The 22,435-nt window shown below is 69.8% G+C and carries 24 protein-coding genes; 20 read left to right on the top strand and 4 right to left on the bottom strand.

The features are described from left to right. The first annotated feature begins 30 nt into the window (after positions 1-30). The 5 genes from GGQ91_RS17965 (at position 31) to GGQ91_RS17945 (ending at position 4,164) form a co-directional block, all read left to right on the top strand. Entirely contained in the window at positions 31-1,017 is a 987-nt protein-coding gene (locus tag GGQ91_RS17965; protein ID WP_132253020.1) for a cation diffusion facilitator family transporter, read from the top strand. A gap of 7 nt (positions 1,018-1,024) precedes the next feature. Beyond that, positions 1,025-1,711 carry a ZIP family metal transporter gene (locus GGQ91_RS17960; protein ID WP_007563950.1) on the top strand — a complete coding sequence of 229 codons (687 nt, stop codon included), beginning with the start codon at positions 1,025-1,027 and terminating at the stop codon, positions 1,709-1,711. A gap of 12 nt (positions 1,712-1,723) precedes the next feature. After that, complete coding sequence (locus tag GGQ91_RS17955) at positions 1,724-2,470, top strand: response regulator transcription factor (protein ID WP_007563949.1); 747 nt, start codon at positions 1,724-1,726, stop codon at positions 2,468-2,470. Further along, entirely contained in the window at positions 2,467-3,801 is a 1,335-nt protein-coding gene (locus tag GGQ91_RS17950) for an ATP-binding protein (protein ID WP_007563947.1), read from the top strand. Before GGQ91_RS17955 ends, GGQ91_RS17950 begins: the two co-directional genes overlap by 4 nt. 99 nt (positions 3,802-3,900) lie before the next feature. Then, positions 3,901-4,164 (top strand): hypothetical protein, encoded by a 264-nt coding sequence (locus GGQ91_RS17945; protein ID WP_007563945.1) that lies wholly within the window; start codon positions 3,901-3,903, stop codon positions 4,162-4,164. A gap of 213 nt (positions 4,165-4,377) precedes the next feature. Here GGQ91_RS17945 and GGQ91_RS17940 read toward each other — a convergent pair whose 3' ends face one another. Both GGQ91_RS17940 and GGQ91_RS17935 read right to left on the bottom strand, forming a co-directional pair. Next, complete coding sequence (locus GGQ91_RS17940; RefSeq protein ID WP_007563942.1) at positions 4,378-4,617, bottom strand: hypothetical protein; 240 nt, start codon at positions 4,615-4,617, stop codon at positions 4,378-4,380. A 172-nt stretch (positions 4,618-4,789) separates the two neighbouring features. Next, positions 4,790-5,026: a hypothetical protein gene (locus GGQ91_RS17935; RefSeq protein ID WP_007563940.1), complete on the bottom strand. Its 237-nt coding sequence runs from the start codon at positions 5,024-5,026 to the stop codon at positions 4,790-4,792. A gap of 230 nt (positions 5,027-5,256) precedes the next feature. Here GGQ91_RS17935 and GGQ91_RS17930 point away from each other — a divergent pair, with 230 nt between their 5' ends. The 14 genes from GGQ91_RS17930 (at position 5,257) to GGQ91_RS17865 (ending at position 18,757) form a co-directional block, all read left to right on the top strand. Continuing rightward, positions 5,257-5,628: a hypothetical protein gene (locus GGQ91_RS17930; RefSeq protein ID WP_039902985.1), complete on the top strand. Its 372-nt coding sequence runs from the start codon at positions 5,257-5,259 to the stop codon at positions 5,626-5,628. A gap of 120 nt (positions 5,629-5,748) precedes the next feature. Further along, positions 5,749-7,101: an efflux RND transporter periplasmic adaptor subunit gene (locus tag GGQ91_RS17925; RefSeq protein WP_007563937.1), complete on the top strand. Its 1,353-nt coding sequence runs from the start codon at positions 5,749-5,751 to the stop codon at positions 7,099-7,101. Positions 7,102-7,112: 11 nt separating this feature from the next. Continuing rightward, on the top strand, positions 7,113-10,361 hold the full coding sequence (locus GGQ91_RS17920; protein WP_007563935.1) for an efflux RND transporter permease subunit: 3,249 nt from the start codon (positions 7,113-7,115) through the stop codon (positions 10,359-10,361). A 5-nt stretch (positions 10,362-10,366) separates the two neighbouring features. Continuing rightward, positions 10,367-10,924: a hypothetical protein gene (locus GGQ91_RS17915; RefSeq protein ID WP_007563933.1), complete on the top strand. Its 558-nt coding sequence runs from the start codon at positions 10,367-10,369 to the stop codon at positions 10,922-10,924. A gap of 40 nt (positions 10,925-10,964) precedes the next feature. Beyond that, positions 10,965-11,906 (top strand): cation diffusion facilitator family transporter, encoded by a 942-nt coding sequence (locus tag GGQ91_RS17910; RefSeq protein ID WP_182592554.1) that lies wholly within the window; start codon positions 10,965-10,967, stop codon positions 11,904-11,906. A 225-nt stretch (positions 11,907-12,131) separates the two neighbouring features. Beyond that, entirely contained in the window at positions 12,132-12,410 is a 279-nt protein-coding gene (locus tag GGQ91_RS17905) for a hypothetical protein (RefSeq protein ID WP_124262910.1), read from the top strand. Between the two features lie 184 nt (positions 12,411-12,594). Then, on the top strand, positions 12,595-13,203 hold the full coding sequence (locus tag GGQ91_RS17900; RefSeq protein WP_007563927.1) for an MFS transporter: 609 nt from the start codon (positions 12,595-12,597) through the stop codon (positions 13,201-13,203). A gap of 131 nt (positions 13,204-13,334) precedes the next feature. Next, on the top strand, positions 13,335-13,772 hold the full coding sequence (locus tag GGQ91_RS17895) for an EamA family transporter (RefSeq protein WP_050733501.1): 438 nt from the start codon (positions 13,335-13,337) through the stop codon (positions 13,770-13,772). A 67-nt stretch (positions 13,773-13,839) separates the two neighbouring features. Next, positions 13,840-14,499: a response regulator transcription factor gene (locus GGQ91_RS17890; RefSeq protein WP_050733500.1), complete on the top strand. Its 660-nt coding sequence runs from the start codon at positions 13,840-13,842 to the stop codon at positions 14,497-14,499. Beyond that, positions 14,496-15,791 (top strand): sensor histidine kinase, encoded by a 1,296-nt coding sequence (locus GGQ91_RS17885; RefSeq protein ID WP_007563921.1) that lies wholly within the window; start codon positions 14,496-14,498, stop codon positions 15,789-15,791. The genes GGQ91_RS17890 and GGQ91_RS17885 overlap by 4 nt, the downstream gene beginning before the upstream one ends. 92 nt (positions 15,792-15,883) lie before the next feature. Beyond that, positions 15,884-16,660: a COG4705 family protein gene (locus GGQ91_RS17880; protein WP_050733499.1), complete on the top strand. Its 777-nt coding sequence runs from the start codon at positions 15,884-15,886 to the stop codon at positions 16,658-16,660. Positions 16,661-16,728: 68 nt separating this feature from the next. Further along, positions 16,729-17,136: a histidine kinase gene (locus GGQ91_RS17875; protein WP_132253018.1), complete on the top strand. Its 408-nt coding sequence runs from the start codon at positions 16,729-16,731 to the stop codon at positions 17,134-17,136. 29 nt (positions 17,137-17,165) lie between these two features. Beyond that, a complete protein-coding gene (locus GGQ91_RS17870; protein ID WP_007563915.1) occupies positions 17,166-18,005 on the top strand; it encodes a COG4705 family protein in 840 nt (279 codons plus the stop codon). Then, entirely contained in the window at positions 17,978-18,757 is a 780-nt protein-coding gene (locus GGQ91_RS17865) for a COG4705 family protein (RefSeq protein WP_007563913.1), read from the top strand. Before GGQ91_RS17870 ends, GGQ91_RS17865 begins: the two co-directional genes overlap by 28 nt. Positions 18,758-18,874: 117 nt before the next feature. On the opposite strand, the gene GGQ91_RS17860 is transcribed toward GGQ91_RS17865, so the two are convergent. Next, a complete protein-coding gene (locus tag GGQ91_RS17860) occupies positions 18,875-19,084 on the bottom strand; it encodes a hypothetical protein (protein WP_007563911.1) in 210 nt (69 codons plus the stop codon). A gap of 63 nt (positions 19,085-19,147) precedes the next feature. On the opposite strand from GGQ91_RS17860, the gene GGQ91_RS17855 reads away from it, so the two are divergent. After that, positions 19,148-19,441 carry a hypothetical protein gene (locus GGQ91_RS17855; protein ID WP_007563909.1) on the top strand — a complete coding sequence of 98 codons (294 nt, stop codon included), beginning with the start codon at positions 19,148-19,150 and terminating at the stop codon, positions 19,439-19,441. A gap of 492 nt (positions 19,442-19,933) precedes the next feature. Here GGQ91_RS17855 and gyrB read toward each other — a convergent pair whose 3' ends face one another. After that, positions 19,934-22,378 carry a DNA topoisomerase (ATP-hydrolyzing) subunit B gene (gene gyrB / locus GGQ91_RS17850; protein ID WP_043380905.1) on the bottom strand — a complete coding sequence of 815 codons (2,445 nt, stop codon included), beginning with the start codon at positions 22,376-22,378 and terminating at the stop codon, positions 19,934-19,936. Positions 22,379-22,435 lie beyond the last annotated feature (57 nt).

Here is a 22,435-nt window from a genome sequence, read left to right as displayed (position 1 = left end):
GTACAGACCAAGACGGATACAGGGACGACCATGACATCACACGACGCACGCGCAGGAGATGATCACGGATCGCATGACCACGACGGCGAGGCGGGTCACGACCATGCCGGGCATTCCCATGGGCCAGGGCACAGCCATGCCCCCGCAAGCTTCGGGACGGCATTCGCCATCGGCATCGCGCTCAACGTCGGCTTCGTGGCCGTCGAGGCGACCTACGGGGTCCTGGCGAACTCGGTGGCCCTGCTCGCCGATGCCGGCCACAACCTCTCGGACGTGCTCGGCCTCATCGTGGCCTGGATCGCGACGGTGCTGGCCAGGCGGGCCCCGAGCGCGCGGTTTACCTATGGGATGAAGGCCTCGTCGATCCTGGCGGCCCTTTTCAACGCCGTGTTCCTGCTGGTCGCCGTCGGCGCCATCGCGTGGGAGGCGATCCAGAGGTTCGGTGAGCCCGTCCCGGTCGCAGGCAAGACCGTGATGGTCGTGGCCGCAATCGGCATCCTGGTGAACGGCATCACCGCGTGGCTGTTCGCCTCCGGGGCCAAGGGCGACATCAACATCCGCGGGGCGTTCCTGCACATGGCGGCCGACGCCGCCGTCTCGGCCGGGGTGGTCATCGCCGGCCTCGTCATCCTCTACACCGGATGGACGTGGCTCGATCCGGTGGTGAGCCTCGCCATCGTGGCCGTCATCGTCTGGAGCACGTGGGGGCTCCTGCGAGACAGTCTTACGCTGTCCCTCGCCGCCGTCCCGCCGGGCATCGACCCGGTCGCCGTACGCCGCCACCTCGAAGGGCTGCCCGGCGTCGCGGCCCTGCACGACCTGCACATCTGGGCGATGAGCACCACGGACACCTGCCTCACGGCGCACCTCCTCATGCCCGGCGGCCGTCCCGACGACGCCTTCCTGATGGCGGCGGCCACCGGCATCAGGGAGCGGTTCGGCATCAGCCACACGACCCTCCAGGTGGAGACGAGCGAGGCCACCGCCTGCGCCCTGGCTCCGGACCACGTGGTCTGAGCGCGGCATGCAAGCCTGGTCCTATACCCTGATCCCCGCCGCGGCCGCCGTCGTCGGCGCGGCGGTGGCGGTCAACCTGCGGCCGGGCCCCGTCCTGGTCAGCGCCATCCAGCACTTCGCCGCGGGCGTCGTCTTCGCGGCGGCCGCGGGCGAGATCCTGCCCGACGTCAAGCATGCCGGATCGCCCTGGGCCATGCTGGTCGGGGGCGCGCTCGGCGTCGCCGCGATGCTCCTCGTCCGTATCCTGGAGAAGCGGGTGAAGGGGCCGGCCGGGCTGATGTCGGTCACCGGCATCGACATCCTGGTGGACGGCCTCGTCCTCGGCATCGCCTTCGCGGCCGGGGCGAAGGCCGGCATCCTGCTCACCGTCGCGCTGACCATCGAGGTGCTGTTCCTGGGACTAACCGTGGCGAACGAACTCGGCGAGGGCGGCGCGTCGAAGGGCAAGGTGGTCGGCCTGACGGCCGCCCTCGTGCTGCTGCTCCCGCTCGGAGCCCTGCTCGGCGGGCCCGTCGGCTCGCTGCCCGCCGCCGTCCAGGCCGGCTTCCTCTCCTTCGGCCTGATCGCCTTGCTGTACCTCGTGACCGAGGAACTCCTCATCGAGGCGCACGAGACCGAGGACCGCCCCTGGGTGACGGCGATGTTCTTCGCGGGCTTCCTGCTGCTGCTCCTGCTCGACGGGATGATCGGCTAGGCTGTATCCGGAATGCTTGCCGCGGGCGAAACCAGGTCCCTCCCGGACGAGGCCCACATCCTGCTCGTCGAGGACGACGACGGCATGCGCGTGCTCGTCGGCCGCATCCTGCGGGAGAGCGGCTTCCGGGTCACGGGCTGCCGCGGCGGCGCCGAGATGTGGTCGCTCCTGCCCGACACGCCGGTTGACCTCGTCCTCCTCGACGTCATGCTGCCGGGCGCGTCCGGGTTCGACCTGCTCAGGGCCCTGCGGGCGAAGGGCACCGTCCCGGTCATCATGCTGAGCGCCCGCAACGAGGAGGCGGACCGGGTGCTCGGCCTGGAACTGGGCGCCGACGACTACGTCGCCAAGCCGTTCGGGCGCCCAGAACTCCTCGCCCGGATCCGGGCGGTGCTCCGCCGGTCGGCGCTCGCGCCGGTGCCGAGCGCGGCGTCGCGGCCGGAATCCCTCGCCTTCGCCGGCTGGCGGCTCGACCTGCGCAGCCGCGCCCTGACCGATCCCGAAGGCGCCGCCGTCGACCTGTCGGGCGCCGAGCACGACCTGCTGCTGGTGTTCCTGGAACACCCGGGCCGGGTGCTCGGCCGCGAGCAGATCCTGGAGATGGGCCGCGGGCGCCTCTCCGCGCCGTCGGACCGCAGCGTCGACACCCTGGTCAGCCGGCTGCGGCGCAAGCTCGAACCGCCCGCGGGGACGGCCGCCGTCATCAAGACGGTGCGGGGCACCGGCTACATGCTGGCCGCCAAGGTCGAGCGGGCATGAGGGGCGTCCTCGGCCTCGCCCGCAGCCTGGAGGGGCGCACCGTCGTCGTCCTGCTCCTGGCCGTGCTCCTCGTCCATGGCGGCGCGCTGGCGATCTACCGCCTCTCGGCGGCGGCCGCCGCCGACGAGGCCTTCGCCACCGAGGTCGCCCGCCAACTCGTCATCGCGCGCGAGGCCGTGTCGCGGCGCCCGCCGGAGGAGCGGGCTGACGAGGCCGAGGCCCTCTCGTCGAACCATTTCGAGATCGGCTGGGACGCCCCAGCGCCGGCTCGCCCCCCGGGGGCGACCGATCCCGCGCTCCGGGACCTGCGCGACCGCCTCCTCGCCCTCGAACCGGTCCTCGGGGCGGGGCTCGCCCTGAACCTGGAGGCGCCGGACGAGCCGCTCCACCGGCAGGACCTGCGCGGGATCATCCCGCTTCCGGACGGGAGCGCGCTGACCTTCCGGTCCGCGCACGCCCCGAGCCTCGTCCCCGTCGCGCCCTGGGCCTCGCTCGCCACCGCCATGGCCATCCTCGTCGGGGTGGCCGCGGTCGTCCTGATGCATCGGATCGCCGGCCCCTTGCGGGAGCTGACCCGGGCCACCGGACGGATCGGCCACGGCGCCCCCGTCCGGGTTCCCGAGATTGGTCCCGACGAGACCCGAGGGATCGGCCGTGCCCTCAACGCGATGCAGGAGCGCATCCACCGGCTGGTCGGCGAGCGGACGCAGGCGCTCGCCGCCGTGTCCCACGACCTGCGAACGCCCATCACCCGGCTCCGCCTGCGCCTCGACCACGTCGAGGACCCGGCCGGGCGCCGCGCCATGGCCTCCGACCTCGACGACATGCAGGCGATGGTCGACGCGACGCTGGCCTACCTGGGGGGCGACGCCGACCCGGAGCCGCGGCAGGTCACCAACGTCGCGAGCATTTTGATGGGGGTCGCCGACGCCTCCGCGGATGCCGGCCGGGCGGTCGCATACGGAGGACCCGGCCGGGCCCTGGCGACGGTGCGCCCAGTCGCCTTCCGGCGGGCGCTGGAGAACCTCGTGGACAACGGCGTGCGCTACGGCGCGCGGGTGCGCATCGCCCTGGCGGCCGAAGAGACAGCGCTGGTCTTGCGCATCGACGACGACGGGCCCGGCATCCCGGCATGCGACGTCGCCTGCGCCTTCGAGCCCTTCACCCGCCTGGAGGGGTCGCGCAACCGAAACACCGGCGGGACCGGACTCGGCCTGACCATCGCGCGGCGGGCCGTGGAAGCGGAGGGAGGCACGCTCATCCTGACCACGAGGCCGGAGGGCGGATTGCGGGCCGAGATCCGCGTGCCCCGGGCTGGGCGCGGCGGCTGACACACTTCGTCACGAACGCGGCGTCCCGGAGACAAACGGCTTGGCTATCTCGGACTTCGAAGCGGCCGACGCGGTCGGCGCCGAACAGGAGACCGACAGATGAAGCGCACGCTCGCCGCCGTCCTCGCCGCCGGGATGCTGGCCGCGGCCACGGGGTCCGCCTTCGCCGTGGACAGCCACGGCAATGCCTCGAACCCCGAGCGCGCCGTCCCGAACACCGGTGGCGTGTCGGGCGGCCCGGCCCATCGCGACGACCCGCGCGTCAGCGAGGCCCGTGAGAAGCGGCCCGACGGCAAGCCGGCGCATTCGGACAACGACGGGCATGCCCACGGGCACAGCCACGACAAGCCCGGCAAGAAGTGAGCTCGCCGGGCAGGCCGCGGGGGCGGGAGGCGCGGACATGCGGATGCTGCCCCTGCTCGTCGTCTTCGCGCTCCTGGCCGCGGTGATCGGCTACGCGCTCGCCGAGCCTGCTCGGCACGTCGTTCACGATGCGCCGACCCCTCGCGCGTCGTGATGCGCCCGCACCGGCGCGAGCCGGTGCGGGCGACCTCTTCTCGACGCCAGGCGGCGACCTCAGTCGTCGAAGTCGTGATGGTGATGGTGCCGCTCGAACCGGCCCGGCCCGTAATCCTCGCGGCGCGGGTGATGGTGCCGGACCACGACGTCGTCATGGTTGCCGTGGCGGTAGACATCGACATGGTCGTGCGGCCGCCGCTCGCCGTAGCCGTAGCCGCGCTCGTAATACTGGGCCGAGGCCGCGGCCGGCGCGAGGAGGATGGCCGCCGCCATCAAGCCTGCTAGGTGCCGTCGCATCGCTGTCTCCTCCGGGGATTCCTATTGCGGCGGTTTGCGCGGCGGCCGTTGAACAGGTTCTGAGACCGTCGTTCAGGAAGCCGTCACCCCAGGTTCGCCGACGTCCTCGAAATGCGAGGGGCCGGGCCGGACGTCGCTGCCCCCGGCCCGGCCCCGTCGCGATGTCAGCCGCTCAGTGGCGGTGCTCTTCCACGACGGTCTTCTCGTGATGGTCGTCATGATGTTCGTGCACGACCGGCCGGTCGCGATGGTTCTCCTCGACGGTGGTGTGCGTATGGTCGACATCGCGGCGGTGGCCGTCGCCGTGAACCCCGACTCCGCCGGGGCCGACGTCCACGTGCTGGGCGAGCGCACCGACCGGCGCGAGGGCCAGGGCGGCCGCGGCGGCGGCGGCGAACATGATCTTCATCCAAGGATCTCCATGTTTCGCGGTCGGCCGGGAATGCGGCCCCCCGCGAAACCGTTCCCGGATTTTCCTCGCCCGGTATTCGTCTCGGCCGAGCGAGAAACGGCTTGGCCGCTTTCGCGTCGTGACCGCGGCTGACCTTGCATGGCGGCCACAAAATCTGTTCAGACCGGGTTCAAGAGGCCAGGACGATGCCTTGTCCGATCCGGGATAAATCGCGCATAAGGCCGGAGATGGGTTCAGGACGCGGGCATAGCCGCAGGTGGGCGGCACGGGGATGGTGGGCGTTCGCCGCACGCCTGCTCGCGCTCGCCCTCGCCCTGTCCCTCGTCGCGCCCGCCGCCGGCCTCGCCGCCGACGTCGCGTACCACGATGGCGGCGGCAGGCACGTCACGGAGATCGCGAGCATTGAGGCCGCGCCCGACACCGGCGCGACCGACCCCGGCATGGCCTGCCACCTCCATTGTGGCTGCCACCAGGCGGCACCCGCCGTGGCGGACTTCTCGGAGCCGGTCTTCGGGGTCGCCCGGCTGGCCTATGCGCATTTGAGCCAGACGGTTTCCTCCGTCTCGCCGGACCGCCTGCCGAGGCCCCCCCGCGCCTGAGGTGACGCCGCAGAGGCGCGTCCCGAACCCGGAGCCCGCGCTCCGGGCCACTCCTCACGCCACAGAAGCGGGACTGCCGCGTCCGTCCGAACGGCGCCCGATCCCGGCCGAGCAGGTCTCATGCGCATCCTCATCACCGCGGTCCTCGTGGCCGCCGGCATCGTCGTCGGCGCCGCCGTCCCCGCCATATCCGCGTTCGTCCGCGGCCTCCTGACATCGGCCGGGCTGCCGCCGGCCATCCTCACCTTCGCCGCCGGCCCGCCCCCTGGCGGGAAGGCGCCGAAGGACGAGGCCGACCATGCCGAAGGCGACGGCCACGACCACGGCAAGGCCGCCGCGCCGAAGGCCGAGGGAGCCCACGCTCACGGCGAGCACGAGCATTCCGAGGCGGAGGGCGAGGAAGGCCACGTCAAGATGACGGCCGAGCAGGTCGAGGGGCAGGACATCGGCGTCGCCAAGGCCGAGGGCGGGACGCTCTCGCGACACGTCCTGGTGCCCGGCACCATCACGCCCGATACCGACCGGATCGCCCGCGTCCCCGCCCGCGTCGTCGGCACGGTGTCCGAGATGCGCAAGCGCCTGGGCGACGACGTCAGGAAGGGCGAGGTGGTCGCCCTCCTCGACAGCCGGGAAGTCGCCGACGCCAAGAGCGAGTACCTCACCGCGATGGTCCAGTCCGACCTCCAGAAGATCAACTTCGAGCGCCAGCAGAAACTCTTGGCGTCGGCGGCGGCATCCCAGGCGGCGTTCGACAACGCCAAGGCCGTGTTCCAGGAGAACCAGCTGCGCGTCGACCTCGCCCGCCAGAAGCTCTCGGCGCTGGGCCTGAACGCCGCCGAGGTCGCCGCCGCGCAGAAACGCGACGAGGCGACGCCGAACGCCTCGACGCTGCGCCAGTACGAGCTGCGGGCGCCCATCGCCGGCCGCATCGTGGAGCGCAAGGTCGATGTCGGCACGGCGGTGGGCAAGGAGGGCGACCCTGCCGACGTCTACACCGTCGCCGACCTCTCGACCGTCTGGATCGAGCTCGCGGTCCCCACCTCCGACCTCGCCGAGGTCCGGGAGGGCGCGCGGGTCACCGTGAACCGCGGCGGCCGCAGCGAGCAGGGCAAGGTGGTGTTCGTCAGCCCGCTGCTGAACGCCGACACCCGGTCCGCCCGGGTCGTGGTCTCGCTGCCCAACAAGGACATGGCCTGGAGGCCCGGCACCTACGTCACCGCCGAGGTCGAGACCGCGACGGACCAAGTGCCGGTGCGGGTCGCCAAGTCGGCGCTCCAGACCGTCGAGGGCAAGCGCGTCGTCTTCGTGCGCACGGACGAGGGCTTCGAAAAGCGCGAGGTCGAGCTCGGGCGCTCCGACGACGACGGCTTCGAGGTCGTCTCGGGCCTCAAGCCCGGCGAGACCATCGCGGTGGCCAACACCTTCCTCCTCAAGGCCGAGCTCGGGAAGAGCGAAGCCGACCACGACCATTGAGGAAGCCCGACATGATCAGCCGCATCCTCGACTTCTCCGTGCACCAGCGCTGGCTGGTTCTGCTCCTGTCGCTGCTGGCCGCCGGCTTCGGCGGCTACTCGGTCACCAAGCTGCCGATAGACGCGGTGCCCGACATCACCAACAACCAGGTGCAGATCAACACGACGGCGCCGTCGCTCTCGCCCGTCGACATCGAGAAGCAGGTCACCTACCCGGTCGAGACCGCGCTCGCGGGCATCAAGGGGCTCGAATACACCCGCTCGCTCTCGCGCAACGGCTTCTCGCAGGTCACCGCGGTCTTCGCGGAGAAGCTCGACATCTACTTCGCCCGCCAGCAGGTCGCCGAGCGCCTCGCGCAGGTGAGGCGGGACCTGCCGCCCGGCACCGAGCCCAGCATGGGGCCGATCTCGACCGGGCTGGGCGAGATCTACATGTGGTCGATCCATTACGCGAAGCCCGGCGAGCGCACGGTCTCGAAGGCGGGCAAGCCCGGCTGGCAGCCCGATGGCAGCTACCTGACCCCCGAGGGCCAGCGCCTGAAGACCGAGCTGGAGCAGACCGCCTACCTGCGCACCGTCCAGGACTGGATCATCCGCCCCCTAGTCAAGACCGTGTCCGGCGTGGCCGGGGTCGACGGCATCGGCGGCTTCGAGAAGCAGTACCACGTCCAGCCCGACCCGACGCGGCTCGCGTCCCTCGACCTGTCCTTCTCGGACGTCGCCCGGGCGCTGGAGGCCAACAACGCCAACCAGGGCGCCCGCTACCTGGAGGACAACGGCGAGGGCTACGTCGTGCGCGCCGCCGGCCGCCTGGAGAGCATGGACGAGATCGGCGACGTGGTCGTCGCCACCCGGGGCGGCGTGCCGGTGCGGATCAAGGACATCGCCGAGGTCCGCATCGGGCGCGACCTGCGCACGGGCTCGGGCAGCGAGGACGGCCAGGAGGTCGTCGTCGGCACCGCCCTGATGCTGATCGGCGAGAACAGCCGCACGGTGGCTGCCGCGGTCGACGCGCGCATGGAACAGATCCGCAAGAGCCTGCCGCCCGGCGTCGAGGTCCAGACCGTCCTCGACCGGACCCGGCTCGTCGAGGCGACCGTGAAGACGGTGGTGAAGAACCTGTCCGAGGGCGCGGCTCTCGTCATCGTCATCCTGTTCCTGCTGCTCGGCAACATCCGGGCCGCCATCATCACGGCCCTGGTCATCCCGGTCGCCATGCTGATGACCATGACCGGCATGGTCGAGGCGAAGATCTCGGCCAACTTGATGAGCCTCGGCGCCCTCGATTTCGGGCTGATCGTCGACGGGGCGGTGATCATCACCGAGAACGCCCTGCGCCACCTCGCAGAGAAGCAGCAGGAGCTGGGCAGGGGGCTCGACACCGAGGAGCGCCTCCAGACGGTCCGCGCCTCAGCCGAGGAGATGATCAAGCCGTCGCTCTACGGGCAGGCGATCATCATCTTGGTCTACGTCCCGCTCCTGACCTTCACGGGGGTCGAGGGCAAGATGTTCGAGCCGATGGCGCTGACCGTGATCATCGCGCTCGTGGCGGCCTTCGTGCTGTCGCTGACCTTCGTGCCGGCGCTCATCGCCATCGTCATCACCGGCAAGGTCACGGAGAAGGACAACCTCATCATCCGGGCGCTCAAGGCCGCTTACCGCCCGGTGCTCGGCGCGGCGGTCCGGGCGCCGTTCGTCTTCGTCGGCGCGGCGCTCCTGCTGCTCGTCGGGGCGGGCATCCTGTTCACCCGCCTCGGGACCGAGTTCATCCCGCAGCTCGACGAGAAGAGCATCGCCCTCAACGCCACCCGAATCCCATCGACCTCCCTCACCCAGTCGCAGGCGATGCAGCTCAAGGTCGAGAAGGTGGTCTCGAAATTCCCGCAGGTGGCCTACGTCTTCTCGAAGACCGGCACCGCCGAGGTCGCCTCCGACCCGATGCCGCCGAACTCCTCAGACACCTTCGTCATCCTGAAACCCCAGGAGGAGTGGCCCGAGCCGAGCCTGTCCAAGGCCGAGTTGCAGGAGCAGATCGAGAAGGCGGTCGGGGCGCTCGCCGGCAACGTCTACGAGTTCTCCCAGCCGATCCAGCTGCGCTTCAACGAGCTGCTCGCCGGCACCCGGGGCGACCTCGCCGTGAAGGTGTTCGGCGACGAGTTCGAGCCGATGCTGAAGGCGGCCAACCAGGTCGCGGCGGTCCTGAAGGGCATCGACGGCGCCGAGGACGTCAAGGTCGAGCAGACGGCGGGCCTGCCGTTCCTGGAGATCAAGATCAACAAGGCCGAGGCGGCGCGCTACGGCCTGAGCACCGGGGCGATCCAGGAGGTCATCGGCGCGGCCATCGGGGGACGGGACGCCGGCGTCGTGTTCGAGGGCGACCGTCGCTTCCCCATCGTCGTGCGCCTGACCGACAAGGTCCGCGAGGACCGGGAGGCCCTGGAGAACATCCCGGTGCCGCTGCCGGCGGGCCCGAACGGCCGGGCGAGCTCGGTCCTGCTCAAGCAGGTGGCGAGCTTTTCGGTCACCGAGGGACCGAACCAGATCTCGCGCGAGAACGGCAAGCGGCGGGTCGTGGTCACGGCCAACGTGCGCGGGCGGGACATCGGCTCGCTCGTCGCGGAGGCGCAGGCGAAGGTTGGAAGCCAGGTGCAGCTGCCGCCAGGTTCCTACCTCACCTGGGGCGGGCAGTTCGAGAACCTCGCCTCGGCCAAGCGGCGGCTGATGGTGGTGGTACCGGTCTGCTTCTTCCTGATCTTCCTGTTGCTGTACTCGGCCCTGGGCTCGCCGCGGGACGCGCTGCTGGTGTTCAGCGCGGTGCCGCTTGCCCTCACCGGGGGCATCTTCGCGCTTTGGCTGCGCGGCATGCCGGTCTCGGTACCGGCGGCGGTCGGGTTCATCGCGCTCTCGGGCGTTGCGGTCCTCAACGGCCTCGTCATGCTGACCTTCATCAAGCAGCTCGTGGCGGAGGGCCGGCCGAAGCGCGAGGCCATCCTGGAGGGCGCCATGACCCGGTTGCGGCCGGTGGCGATGACGGCGCTGGTCGCCTCGCTCGGCTTCGTGCCCATGGCCATCGCCACCGAGACCGGCGCCGAGATCCAGCGGCCGCTCGCCACCGTGGTCATCGGTGGCCTGATCAGCGCCACCCTGCTGACCCTGATCGTGCTGCCGGCCCTGTACGCCCGGTTCGGCAAGGTTGTCGTCCCGAAGGTCGCGGAGCGGCCGCGGGAGCCGGGGCCACGACACCTCAAGGCGGCGGAGTAGACGAGATGCGACGCGTCCCAACCTGGTTGGCGGCTCCTTTCGCCTTCCTCGCGCTGACGGGTGCGGCTCCGGGCGCGGACGGAGGCGTCGGCGAGGCTCCGTTCGGCCTCGCGTGGGGGCCCGTCGCCGACGTGCCGCGCCCGCTCAAGGCCGACCGCGAGGCCAACCTGACCGCGCTGTACTACCCGCGTGGCTGGCGGCCGGCCGTCGGGTCGGCAACGGCCGAGGTCGTGCTGGTGGTCTGCCGCGAGGAGGGTCTGCAGGAGGTCGTCTGGGTGGGGCTCCCCCTGGCGGGCGAGGAACTCGCGCGCGTGCGCCGCGCCATCCACGACGAAGGGGTGCGCCGCTACGGCGAGCCGACACCGGGGCCATCGGCCGATTCCGAGCTCTGGCCCGGCGGTCGGGCTCTCCTGGCCAGCCGCGAGGCTCCGGACGGGCGGCACGAGCTCGTCATGGCGGCGTTCGGTCCCGGCTACGCGGCCTGCTCGGCCGCCCACCTCGCCGCGACCGGACACCCCGCCGGCGCGCACGTGGCCGAGCTCATCGGCTCCTCCGGCCCCTGAGGCGGCCGGTCCGGGACGGCAACGAAAGACTGGGAGCGACATGGGACACGGACACGCGCACGGCGGCGGCCACGGGCATTCGCACGGCGGCGGCATACCCGCGGGCTCGGCGGCGGGCAGGAACAAGGGGCGCCTAGCCTGGGCGCTCGCCCTGACGCTGACCTACATGGCCGCGGAGGTCGTCGGCGGCCTGCTCACCGGCAGCCTCGCGCTGCTGGCCGATGCCGCCCACATGGTCACGGATGCCGGCGGCATCGCGATGTCGCTGCTCGCCATCCACTACGCGGCCAAGGCGCCGTCGCCGGGCAAGAGCTTCGGCTACATGCGCTTCGAGATCCTGGCGGCCCTCGCCAACGCCGTCGTGCTGCTCGGGGTGACGGCCTACATCCTGTACGAGGCCTACCGGCGCTTCTTCGAGCCGACCGAGATCCTCGGCTGGCCGATGATGCTGGTCGCGTTCGTCGGCCTCGGGGTGAACCTCGCCAGCATGAGACTCCTCGCGGGCGGATCGTCGGAAAGCCTCAACGTCAAGGGCGCCTACTTCGAGGTCTTCTCCGACATGCTGGGTTCGGTCGGCGTCATCGCCGCGGCCCTCGTGGTGATGGCGACGGGCTGGCGATGGGTCGATCCGCTGGTCGGCGCCGGCATCGGCCTGTTCATCGTGCCGCGCACCTGGCGCCTGTTGAGCGAGGCGCTTCACATCCTGCTGGAGGGAACGCCTCTGGGTGTCGATCTTGCCGCGCTACGAACGGAGATCGAGGCGATGCCTGGCGTGCGGCGCGCCTACGACCTTCATGCCTGGACGCTGACCTCCGGCTTCGACGCGATGAGCGGCCACGTGGTCATGGACGACGTCGCCGCCGGACCCGACCTCATCCGCGCGGTCCGGCGTCTGGTGAAGGAGCGACACGGCATCGAGCACGTCACCGTCCAGGTCGAGGACGAGGCGCTTTCGGCCGAGGCCGCGCGCCTGCCCGTGTGACGGCGAGCATCCGGCATGAGCAAGAAATCGGCGCGGCTGCAGAGCGAGTGGGCGCCAAATCCTCGGCGCAAGCGACGGGTCAGGCCATACGTCCGCAAAGCCGCGGATCGAATGATGATAGCGATCTGTATCGGATTGCCTCTGGCCGTATTGTTTCTCCAATACTTCAAGCACCTCATGAAGTGATGCCTGAGTAATGATGCTTGACTATGCAAGGTGTTTTCAATGAATGATCTACAAACGCACCATTTTGCCGTGACGACAACGGCGATGCTTGCGGTTCTGAGAACATCGACCATCGCCATGATGACCCTTCTCATGCAAAAACTTTCAGCACCTGAACGGGAAGAGGTTTTCGCAGAGATCGCGGCGACAATCGGTGAGTTGCCCCCGGATTATTCCCAGGCAGGCCCCGTGGGGACCAAGTTCTACGAAGAGGTGGTGGCCGAGGCGCCGGCGCTCGCGAAGGCATTCGTCCAAGATTTGCGTAGATCTCTTGGTTGAAATCCGATGAGACCATTTATCAGTTATCGAGTGTTGGTGACGGAGAGCAGAGGTCCCGCGGACCTGACGCGCCTGTCGCCTTTTCTGTGCTCGGTGCCCGGCCCGTCACTGAGGCTTAGGCGTCTCCGTATCGAGTGCCAACTGGGCATGGCGGATCTTCCTGGCGACACCGCGCCTGCGCGGGTTGCTCGCCCTGAATTTCGCCGTCGCGGCGGCCGGCGCCATGGTCATCGTCAATACCGTGGTAATCGTCCAGGCCCTGCTCGGACGCCCCCAGCACGACGTCGCCCTTGCCCTTGGACCCTTCGGCGCGGGCTCGATGGCCGCCGCCCTGGTCCTACCGCGGGTCCTGGACCGCCTGTCCGACAGGGGTGTGATGCTGCCGTCCGCCGCCTTCCTCGGAGTCGTCCTCGTCGGGGTCGCTGCCCTGACCTGGTGCGGGGCCATCGGCTGGCCCGTACTGCTCGGGACCTGGCTCGTCCTTGGGATCGGCTACTCCGCCGCCCAGTTCGCGCTCTCGCACGCGTCGTGGCTCCTCACTTACCCGCTGGCGGGCTGCCTCGGCGCTGCCGTCGGGATGCCCGCGACCCTGGCGGCACTCGGCGCCCTGACCGTCGCGGGCGTCGCGGCGGCGGCCATGCTTTGGCCTGCATCCGACCCGGACGTCGTCGCACATGCCCACGCGGACCTCGACCCGTCCCACCCCCACGTGCGGGGGATCGGTCAGGGCCGGCACGAGCATGCTTTCGTCATCGACGACCTGCATCGGCAATGGCCGTCCAGGGCGAATTAGGAACCACACGGCGAGCGTTGGAACGGCGACGCTCAGGGGGGGGCGTCGGGTGCCGGACATCCCTCATCCGATGGTCTGTCGGGGGCCGTGAGGATTGCGTCGCGGCAGGTCCGCATCGAGGGGAACACGGCATGAGGACGTTGCTCGGATCCTGGCAGCTGTGGGCGCTGCTTTCTGCCGCCTTCGCGGCGTTGACCGCGATCTTCGCCAAGGTCGGCATCGAGAACGTCAATTCCGACTTCGCCACCTTCATCCGCACGGTCGTCATACTCTGCGCCCTCGGCGCCATCCTGGTCGGCACGGTCCAGTGGGTACCGGTCGGGTCGGTCTCGGCCAGGACCTACGTGTTCCTGGTGCTCTCGGGCCTCGCCACGGGCGGCTCATGGATCTGCTACTTCCGCGCCCTCAAGCTCGGCGAGGCCAGCCGCGTGGCCCCGGTCGACAAGCTCAGCGTCGTGCTGGTGGCCGTCTTCGGGGTCGTCTTCCTCGGCGAACGTCTATCTCCACCGAATTGGCTCGGCGTCGCCCTCATCGCCGCCGGGGCCGTGCTCGTCGCCTATCGAGGATGAAGCCGGCGGGAAGGGATGCGTCGCGGCGCAGTCCAGGGCGAGGGCTCGAAACCGGACGGACCGACCGATGCGCGTGCTGTTGATCGAGGACGACCGGATGATCGGCGAAGGGCTGTCGAACGGCCTCTCGGCCGAGGGCTATTCCGTCGATTGGGTCCGCGACGGCGGCGAGGCCGAGACGGCCCTGCTCAACGGCGGCCACGCGCTCGCGCTGCTCGACCTCGGCCTGCCGGGCGGGGACGGACTTCGGGTGCTTCGATCCGCCCGGGCGGCCGGGATCGACACGTCGGTGCTCATCATCACGGCGCGGGACGGCCTCGAAAGCCGCGTCGCAGGCCTCGACCTCGGGGCGGACGATTACCTGGTCAAGCCGTTCGAGATGCGCGAGCTGCTCGCCAGGATGCGGGCCATCCTGCGCCGTCGGGCCGGGCGGGCGAGCGCGCGGCTCGTGGCCGCCGAGACCGAACTCGACACGGAAAGCCACGTCCTGTCCCACGCCGGGACCGTCGCGGTCCTGTCGGCGCGCGAATACGCCCTCATGCACGCCCTGATGGAGCGACCGGGGCGCATCCTCTCTCGTGCGCAGATCGAGGAACGCATCTACGGGTGGGGCGAGGAGGTCGAGAGCAACGCGGTGGACGCCCTGATCCTCACGGTCCGTCGAAAGGTCGGCAAGGGCGTGATCCTGAATGTCCGCGGCGCAGGTTGGATGGTACCCAAGCCATGAGGGCCGCCTCCCTGCGCCGCACGACGCTCGTCTGGATGACCGCCCTGCTCGCCGGAATCGGCTTGGCCGCGATGGTCGCGGCCTATGCCCTCGCGCGGATCGAGGCGGCCGATTTCCTCGACGGGCAGTTGCGGCAAGTCGCCCTCAACGCCGGTCCCGGGCTAACGGACGCGGACGCGCCGCCCGCCGCCGACCAGGACCCGGAGGACCAACTCGCCGTCACCATCTGGAAGGACGGGCAGGTCCTGCGCGACGACCGCGGCGTCGACGTCCGCCACCCCGGCCGCACGGGATATGCGAACGTCGTCATGGGCGGCGAGCTCTGGCGCACATACACGACCGCCAACGGCACAACGACGGTCCGGGTCGCCCAGCGCGACGTCGTGAGGGCGGAGTTCGCACGCAATGCGGCGCTCGGTGCCGTGGCCCCCCTGCTGCTCCTCGTCCCGCTGTCGTGGATCGTCGTCGGCTGGGCGATGAACCGGGCGCTCGGGCGGCTCGACGGCTTGGTGCATGACCTCGCCGGGCGCGGCGCCGCCGCCCAAGGCCCCTTGCCGACGCGCGGCGTGCCGACGGAGGTGGCGCCCCTCGTCGAGGCCATGAACGGGCTCATCCTTCGCCTGCAGGCCGCTCTGGCCGCCCAGAAGCGGTTCGTCGCCGACGCGGCGCACGAACTGCGTACGCCGCTCGCCGCGATGCAGATCCAACTCGACTCCCTCGGCGGGCCTGCCGGTGGCGGGAGCGACGCGCGGCGTACGGCGCTGGCGGACGGCCTCCGGAGGGCGAACCGGCTGGTGGATCAACTGCTCCGTCTCGCCCGGCTCGACGACGGTGCCGAGGCGCGTCCTGCATCCGTCGACCTCGGCCAGCTCCTGCTCGACTGCGTCGCCGACCACGTCGTGCTCGCCGAGCGCAAGGACATCGACCTGGGCGTGCATATCGAGACACCCGCGACGCTTCACGCGTCGGAGGACGAGGTCCGCGTCCTGTTCGCCAACCTCGTCGACAACGCCCTGCGCTACACGCCGTCCGGAGGCCAGGTCGACGTCCGTCTGCTGAACCGGGACGGTGCGTGCGTCGTCACGGTTCGGGACACCGGCTGCGGGCTGCCGCCGGGAAGCGAGGGCCGCCTGTTCGACCGCTTCTTCCGGGCCGCGCCACCGGAAGTCGAAGGCACAGGGCTCGGGCTCGCCATCGCCCGCCGCATCGCGGAGCGCAACGACCTCGGCCTGACGGTCGAAAACCGACGTGACGGGCAGGGGACCCTCGCAACCGTCAGACTGCCGGCCTGAGGCCGAGCCTGCGGCTCCTTTGGACGAAGCTCATTCTGCCCTCATTATGGCTCGCTATCACGGTGCCCGACCATGACGGACGGGAGACGGGGATGAGCGAGATCCAGCGCCAGATCTTGAACAAGGTACCGGAGGTCACCGCGGTCTTCTGGGTCATCAAGATACTGTCCACGACCGTCGGCGAGACCGGCGCGGACTACCTCGCGGTGAACGTCGGCCTGGGTGCCGCCGTCACCGCCACCCTCACGGCCGGCCTCCTCGCGGCCGTCCTCGCCCTGCAGGTGCGCGAGTGGCGCTACTTGCCCTGGACCTATTGGTCGACCGTCGTCCTCGTCAGCGTGGTCGGCACGCAGGTTACCGACATCCTGACCGACAAGCTCGGCGTGAGCCTCTTCGTCAGCACCGGCGTGTTCGCGGCCGCCCTCGCCACCGTGTTCGCCCTTTGGTACGCGACCGAGCGGACGCTCTCGATCCACGCCATCGTGACCCGGCGCCGCGAGGCGTTCTACTGGCTCGCCATCCTCCTGACCTTCGCGCTCGGCACGGCCGCGGGCGACCTGGCTACCGAGGCGCTGGGGCTCGGCTTCAATCTCGGCGTCGTCATCTTCGGCACGATGCTGGCCGCCCTCGCCCTCGCCTGGCGCCTCGGCACGAACCCGGTGACGATCTTCTGGCTCGCCTACATCGTCACGCGCCCCCTCGGCGCATCGCTGGGCGATCTGCTGTCGCAGGCACGGGAATACGGCGGCCTCGGCTTCGGCACGGCCTCCACCAGCCTCGCCTTCTTCGCCGTCATCGTCGCCCTGGTGACGTCCCTGAGCCTCGTCTCCGGACGCCCTGGCGAGCCGGCCGGACAGCGGCGGGCCTGACCGTCCGCCGCCTCCCGCATCCCCATCCTCCAGTCCTTCCAACGCCGCACGACACGGAGCGAATGACCATGCGAAACATCCTCCTCGCCGCCATCGCCGCGACGGTCATCGGCGCCACGGCCGCCCCCCTGGGCCTGCAGGCGATGCAGGACGCCGCCGTCGGAGCGACGCCCAAGGCGATGGCGGCCTCGAAGCTCGGCGACCTCTCCAAGTTCCGGACCATCGTCGTCGACGTAAAGGCGATGACCGACCGGGGCGACCTCGCCGCCGCCAAGACGCGCATCAAGGACCTGGAATTGTCCTGGGACGCGTCCGAGGCCGGCCTGAAGCCGCGAGCCGCCGCCGACTGGCACGTCGTGGACAAGGCCATCGACCGCGCCCTCGACGCGCTGCGGGCGTCGAACCCCGATCCGGCCGCCTGCCGTCGCGCGGTCGACGACCTGCTCGCCATCATCGACCAGACCCACACCGCCTGAGCCGGCACTCGCTTTCCCACGGCAGCCCGATGCAACCGACCGAGCGACCCGGACACGTCGAACCCGCCAAGGTGCCTGAAGCCACCGCCGGGTTCTGGGCCATCAAGATCGTGGCCACGACCCTGGGCGAGGTCGGCGGCAACGCCGTCACGTTGACGCTCGGCCTCGGCTATCTCGCCGGCACGGCGATCTTCGGGGCCGCCCTGGCGGTGCTGCTCGCCGCACAGGTCCGGGCGGACCGCTTCCAGCCGCTCCTGTACTGGGCCGTGGTCACCGCGACGACGCTCGCAGGCACGACCCTCGCCGACTTCTGCGACCGGTCCCTCGGCATCGGCTACGCGGGCGGGTCCCTGGTGCTGCTCGGATCGGTCGTCGCGACCCTGATCCTGTGGAAGCGCACGCTCGGCACGGTCGCCGTGGAGACGGTGCGGTCCCCGCGGGCCGAAGGTTTCTATTGGGCCACGGTCATGTTCTCCCAGACGCTCGGCACCGCGTTGGGCGACTGGATGGCCGACAGCAGCGGGCTCGGGTACAACGGGAGCGCGCTCCTCATCCTCGTCGCGCTGGCCGTGGTCACGGCCCTCCATCTGCGTACGCGCGTTTCCAGGCCGATGCTGTTCTGGACGGCGTTCGTCCTGACGCGGCCGCTCGGCGCCACCCTCGCCAACTCGCTCGACAAGCCGGTCGCTTCCGGCGGCCTGGGCATCGACGACATCACGATCTCCGGCGTCCTCGCGATCGTCATGGTCGGGCTCGTCCTCCTCATCCCGCAGCGTGCCGGTCGCCGGGCGGCCTGCGCCGACGCGCCGTCAGGTTTCCCCTCGAAGAAGGAGCAGGTCCGATGGACGACCGTTACGAACGCGCCCTGAGCAAGGTACCCGAGGTCACGCTGGGCTTCTGGATCGTCAAGATCCTGGCCACCACGCTCGGGGAGACCGGCGGCGACACCGTCACCATGACCCTCGATTGGGGCTATCTCGCCGGCACCGCCCTGTTCGCCGTGCTGCTGGTCGGGCTCGTGGTCGCCCAGATCATGTCGAAGCGGTTCCACCCGGTCCTGTACTGGTCCACGATCGTCGCCTCGACCACCTTCGGTACGACGATGGCGGACTTCGCCGACCGCTCGCTCGGCATCGGATACACCGGCGGATCGACCCTGCTCCTCGCCTGCCTCGCGGCCGTGCTCGGGCTCTGGTATGCGACCGAGGGCACCGTGTCGGTGGACACGGTTTCGACCCCGCGGGTCGAGGCGTTCTATTGGGGGGCGATCACCTTCTCGCAGACGTTGGGCACCGCGCTCGGCGACTGGCTCGCGGACACCGGCGGCCTCGGCTACGAGGGTGGCGCCCTCGTCTTCGCGGCGGCGCTCGCGGTCGTCATCGCCCTGTACTACCGGACCTCCGTTTCACGGGTCACGCTCTTCTGGGCGGCGTTCATCCTGACCCGCCCGCTCGGGGCCACGGTGGGCGATTTCCTCGACAAGCCGGTCGCCGACGGCGGGCTGAACCTGAGCCGGCCGCTCGCCTCCGCCGTGATCGGGGCCTTCATCGTCGCGCTCATCGTCCTCCTCCCGCAAAGGGCCGGTCGGCATCCGACAGAGGGAGCGCAGGCGTCGCGGTGACCCGGACGTTCCCGTGCGAGCGCCGAACGGCCACCGTGCCTTGCCCGCAGCTTCCGGATCGCCACGTCCAAGCGTATGAGGAGGGGGAACCTCTAGGGCCATAGCATGCCCGCTGCGTTACGCGACGACTTCATCGGGCTGGATGAGTACGAACGCCTTTGCGAAGCGGCGGAGGAAGGGGAGCGGCTGGAGTACATCGACGGGCAGGTAATCCGCATGCTGGTCGGCGGCTCCATCGCCCACGATGCCTTGACCCGGCCCCTCGATGACCTGACGGTACGACCGCGGCGGGAAATGGCTCGAATACCAGACGCTGCCGGACCTCATGCATTTCGTCCTTGTCGCGCAGGACCAGCGCCGGGTTGATTTCTTTCACCGTCAGGGAGACGGATGGCACTACGAAGTCCAACAAGGACCAACGCCGTCCTCCGGCTAGCGGCCATCGGGGTCGAGTTGAGGCTCGACGATCTCTACTCGTCCATCCCGATGCTCGCCCTGGAGGACGGCGACCTTGCTACCCAAGCCACGTTCGCCCCCGCTCAGGTATCGGGCATCGCGGGGATGAAGGGTCTTCCACGCTCGCCGGACATCTACGCCAAGGTTACGGAGATGGACGCCGGCGAGTGTGAGGCGGCCGTAGCTGCCATCGTCGGCTTGGTCGGTACGCCCGCGATGGTGGACTGAGAGTCCGTACTGCCGGAGCGGTTGCAGGACCGGCTGGATGCTGTTCTGAGCGCCAGCACTTACAATGAGGCAGTCCTTTCAGGAGCCGGGCGGCTTAATCATAACCGAAGGGGGGCGGCCCCATGAGGGCTTGGGCCTCCTCCGACGCCCGGTCGACGTTGCGAGGGTGTTTGCCCGCTCTGGCACCCGCCGCGACGACCAACGCCGGATGGAACCCCGTCTTCCTTACCCACTCCGAACCTAAGCGGTCCGTACCCCGACGGCTTCGGCGGCCATGGCGCTCAGCAGGTAACCATCCCCGAAGCGTTGGATCTCGGTCACCAAAGGGCACTGACGAAAGCTCGATGTTGACAGCGGAGAGCATCTCTGAATCAATGCTCTACCGGCCTGAAAACCGGCCGATATGCCGGCGAGGTCAGGCTTCTCAGTAAATCGGTCCACATAACTCGCTTCCCGGGATATGTTTTACTGAGAAATTACACAGGCTGAGCCCTAGACGTCCAGATTGGCGACGCTGAGGGCGTTTTCCTGAATGAACTCGCGCCGCGGCTCCACCACATCGCCCATCAGCTTCACGAACAGGTCGTCGGCGTCGGTCACGTCCTTTACCTTGACCTGCAGCAAGGAGCGCACGTCGCGATCCAGGGTGGTCTCCCAGAGCTGCTGGGCGGTCATCTCACCGAGGCCCTTGTAGCGCTGGAGCTGCAGGCCTTTCCGGCCAAACGCCATCACCGCCTCGAACAGCGCGACGGGCCCGTGCAGCACGGTCTCGTCGGACTTACGCATCAGGGTGGCGGGTTCGCCATAGATTTCCCGGAAGGCGTCGGCCCGCTCGGACAGGCGCCGGGCTTCCTGCGAGGTGATCAGGCCGAGATCGAGGGTCGCCACCTGCCGGACGCCGCGCAGCGTCCGGCTGAGGCGATAGCCGCCCTCGAAGGATTCGCCCTGCCAGCCGCGCTCGATCTCGTCCGCGATGGCGTCGAGCCGGCGGGCGGTCAGGTCGGCCAGCACCTCGGCCTCGCCGGTCCGCGAGGCCGCCTCGGGGTCGAAGGCGCCGGCCAGCACCGCCTGCTCGACCACGGCGCGGTCGTAGCGCGTGTGCAGGCCCTGCAGGATGTTGCGGAAGGTCCGCGCCTCCTCGACGAGGCTCTTGAGCTGAGGCCCGGCGAATTCCGCACCGGTGGAGAGGCGCAGGATCGCCCCGTCGGTCCCCTGGTCGATCAGGTAATCCTCAAGGGCGCGCTCATCCTTCAGGTAGATCGCCTTCCGGCCGCGCTCCGCTTTGTAGAGCGGCGGTTGCGCGATGTAGAGATGGCCGCGGTCGATCAATTCCGGCATCTGCCGGAAGAAGAAGGTCAGAAGCAGCGTCCGGATGTGCGAGCCGTCCACGTCCGCATCGGTCATGATGATGATGCGGTGGTAGCGGAGCTTCTCCGGGTTGAAGCCCTCGCGGTCGGTCGAGGAGCGCCCGATCCCGGCGCCGAGCGCCGTGATCAGCGTGCCGATCTCGGCCGAGGACAGCATCCGGTCGGCGCGGACGCGCTCGACGTTCAGGATCTTGCCGCGCAGCGGCAGCACCGCCTGGAAGGTCCGGTCGCGGCCCTGCTTGGCCGAGCCGCCGGCGGAATCACCCTCCACCAGAAGGATCTCGCACTTCGTCGGGTCGCGCTCCTGGCAATCGGCGAGCTTGCCGGGCAGCGAGGCGATGTCGAGGGCGCCCTTGCGGGTCACGGTCTCGCGGGCCTTGCGGGCGGCCTCGCGCGCCGAGGCCGCCAGGACCACCTTTGCCATGACCGACCGCGCCTGGCTCGGATTCTCCTCGAGCCAGGTCGACAGGCCTTCGTTGAGGACGTTCTCGACCGCGGGCCGGACCTCGGACGAGACGAGCTTGTCCTTGGTCTGCGACGAGAATTTCGGGTCCGGCACCTGCACGGAGATGACGGCGGTGAGGCCCTCGCGGCAATCCTCGCCGGTGAGCGACACCTTCTCCTTCTTGGCGATGCCGCTGGATTCGGCATAGCCGGTGACCTGCCGGGTCAGGGCCGCCCGGAAGCCGGCCATATGGGTGCCGCCATCCCGCTGCGGGATGTTGTTGGTGAAGGGCAGCACGGTCTCGTTGAACGAGTCGTTCCACCAGAACGCGACCTCGACGCGGATCCCGTCGCGCTCGGAACTGACGACCACCGGGCTGGTCATGCCGTCGATCGGCTTGCGGGAGCGGTCGAGATACCGGACGAAGGCCTCGATGCCGCCTTCGTAGTACAGCTCCTCGCGCTTCTTCTCGGCATGGCGGGCATCGGTCAGGACGATGCGCACGCCGGAATTGAGGAAGGCGAGTTCACGCAGGCGCTTTTCCAGCGTCCCGTAATCGAACTCGATCATCGTGAAGGTTTCGGTGGAGGGCAGGAAGCTGACTTCTGTCCCGCGCCGACCGTTGCCGGGCCCGACGACCTCCAGGGGCGCCACGGCGTCGCCGTGGCGGAACTCCATCGCGTGCTCCTTGTCGTTGCGCCAGATGCGCAGGCGAAGCCACGACGAAAGGGCATTCACCACCGACACGCCGACGCCGTGCAGGCCGCCGGAAACCTTGTAGGAATTCTGGTCGAACTTACCGCCGGCGTGCAGCTGGGTCATGATGACCTCGGCCGCCGAGACGCCCTCCTCCTTGTGGATGTCCACCGGGATGCCGCGCCCGTTATCGGAGACGGTGCAGGATCCGTCGGCGTTGAGGGTGACGGTGACGAGATCGGCATGGCCTGCCAGCGCCTCGTCGATGGCGTTGTCCACGACCTCGTAGACCATGTGGTGGAGGCCGGAGCCGTCATCGGTATCGCCGATATACATGCCGGGCCGCTTGCGGACGGCGTCGAGGCCCTTCAGCACGCGGATGGATTCCGCGCCGTAATCGGCAGGCTCGGTCTGGGGGGTGTCGGCCATGAACTTCCTCGGGCAGGCGGGCCTGATCGCGTCGGTGGCAGATGCGCCGTCGGGTGC

It is taken from the genome of Methylobacterium fujisawaense (assembly GCF_014138435.1).
Lineage (GTDB): Bacteria > Pseudomonadota > Alphaproteobacteria > Rhizobiales > Beijerinckiaceae > Methylobacterium > Methylobacterium fujisawaense.
This window is presented reverse-complemented; position numbering and strand designations above follow the sequence as displayed.

Coding starts and splice junctions, on each gene's coding strand:
- GGQ91_RS17965 (WP_132253020.1), top strand. CDS start 31: ATGACATCACACGACGCACGCGCAGGAGATGATCACGGATCGCATGAC.
- GGQ91_RS17960 (WP_007563950.1), top strand. CDS start 1,025: ATGCAAGCCTGGTCCTATACCCTGATCCCCGCCGCGGCCGCCGTCGTC.
- GGQ91_RS17955 (WP_007563949.1), top strand. CDS start 1,724: ATGCTTGCCGCGGGCGAAACCAGGTCCCTCCCGGACGAGGCCCACATC.
- GGQ91_RS17950 (WP_007563947.1), top strand. CDS start 2,467: ATGAGGGGCGTCCTCGGCCTCGCCCGCAGCCTGGAGGGGCGCACCGTC.
- GGQ91_RS17945 (WP_007563945.1), top strand. CDS start 3,901: ATGAAGCGCACGCTCGCCGCCGTCCTCGCCGCCGGGATGCTGGCCGCG.
- GGQ91_RS17940 (WP_007563942.1), bottom strand. CDS start 4,617: ATGCGACGGCACCTAGCAGGCTTGATGGCGGCGGCCATCCTCCTCGCG.
- GGQ91_RS17935 (WP_007563940.1), bottom strand. CDS start 5,026: ATGAAGATCATGTTCGCCGCCGCCGCCGCGGCCGCCCTGGCCCTCGCG.
- GGQ91_RS17930 (WP_039902985.1), top strand. CDS start 5,257: ATGGGTTCAGGACGCGGGCATAGCCGCAGGTGGGCGGCACGGGGATGG.
- GGQ91_RS17925 (WP_007563937.1), top strand. CDS start 5,749: ATGCGCATCCTCATCACCGCGGTCCTCGTGGCCGCCGGCATCGTCGTC.
- GGQ91_RS17920 (WP_007563935.1), top strand. CDS start 7,113: ATGATCAGCCGCATCCTCGACTTCTCCGTGCACCAGCGCTGGCTGGTT.
- GGQ91_RS17915 (WP_007563933.1), top strand. CDS start 10,367: ATGCGACGCGTCCCAACCTGGTTGGCGGCTCCTTTCGCCTTCCTCGCG.
- GGQ91_RS17910 (WP_182592554.1), top strand. CDS start 10,965: ATGGGACACGGACACGCGCACGGCGGCGGCCACGGGCATTCGCACGGC.
- GGQ91_RS17905 (WP_124262910.1), top strand. CDS start 12,132: ATGAATGATCTACAAACGCACCATTTTGCCGTGACGACAACGGCGATG.
- GGQ91_RS17895 (WP_050733501.1), top strand. CDS start 13,335: ATGAGGACGTTGCTCGGATCCTGGCAGCTGTGGGCGCTGCTTTCTGCC.
- GGQ91_RS17890 (WP_050733500.1), top strand. CDS start 13,840: ATGCGCGTGCTGTTGATCGAGGACGACCGGATGATCGGCGAAGGGCTG.
- GGQ91_RS17885 (WP_007563921.1), top strand. CDS start 14,496: ATGAGGGCCGCCTCCCTGCGCCGCACGACGCTCGTCTGGATGACCGCC.
- GGQ91_RS17880 (WP_050733499.1), top strand. CDS start 15,884: ATGAGCGAGATCCAGCGCCAGATCTTGAACAAGGTACCGGAGGTCACC.
- GGQ91_RS17875 (WP_132253018.1), top strand. CDS start 16,729: ATGCGAAACATCCTCCTCGCCGCCATCGCCGCGACGGTCATCGGCGCC.
- GGQ91_RS17870 (WP_007563915.1), top strand. CDS start 17,166: ATGCAACCGACCGAGCGACCCGGACACGTCGAACCCGCCAAGGTGCCT.
- GGQ91_RS17865 (WP_007563913.1), top strand. CDS start 17,978: ATGGACGACCGTTACGAACGCGCCCTGAGCAAGGTACCCGAGGTCACG.
- GGQ91_RS17860 (WP_007563911.1), bottom strand. CDS start 19,084: ATGAGGTCCGGCAGCGTCTGGTATTCGAGCCATTTCCCGCCGCGGTCG.
- GGQ91_RS17855 (WP_007563909.1), top strand. CDS start 19,148: ATGGCACTACGAAGTCCAACAAGGACCAACGCCGTCCTCCGGCTAGCG.
- gyrB (WP_043380905.1), bottom strand. CDS start 22,378: ATGGCCGACACCCCCCAGACCGAGCCTGCCGATTACGGCGCGGAATCC.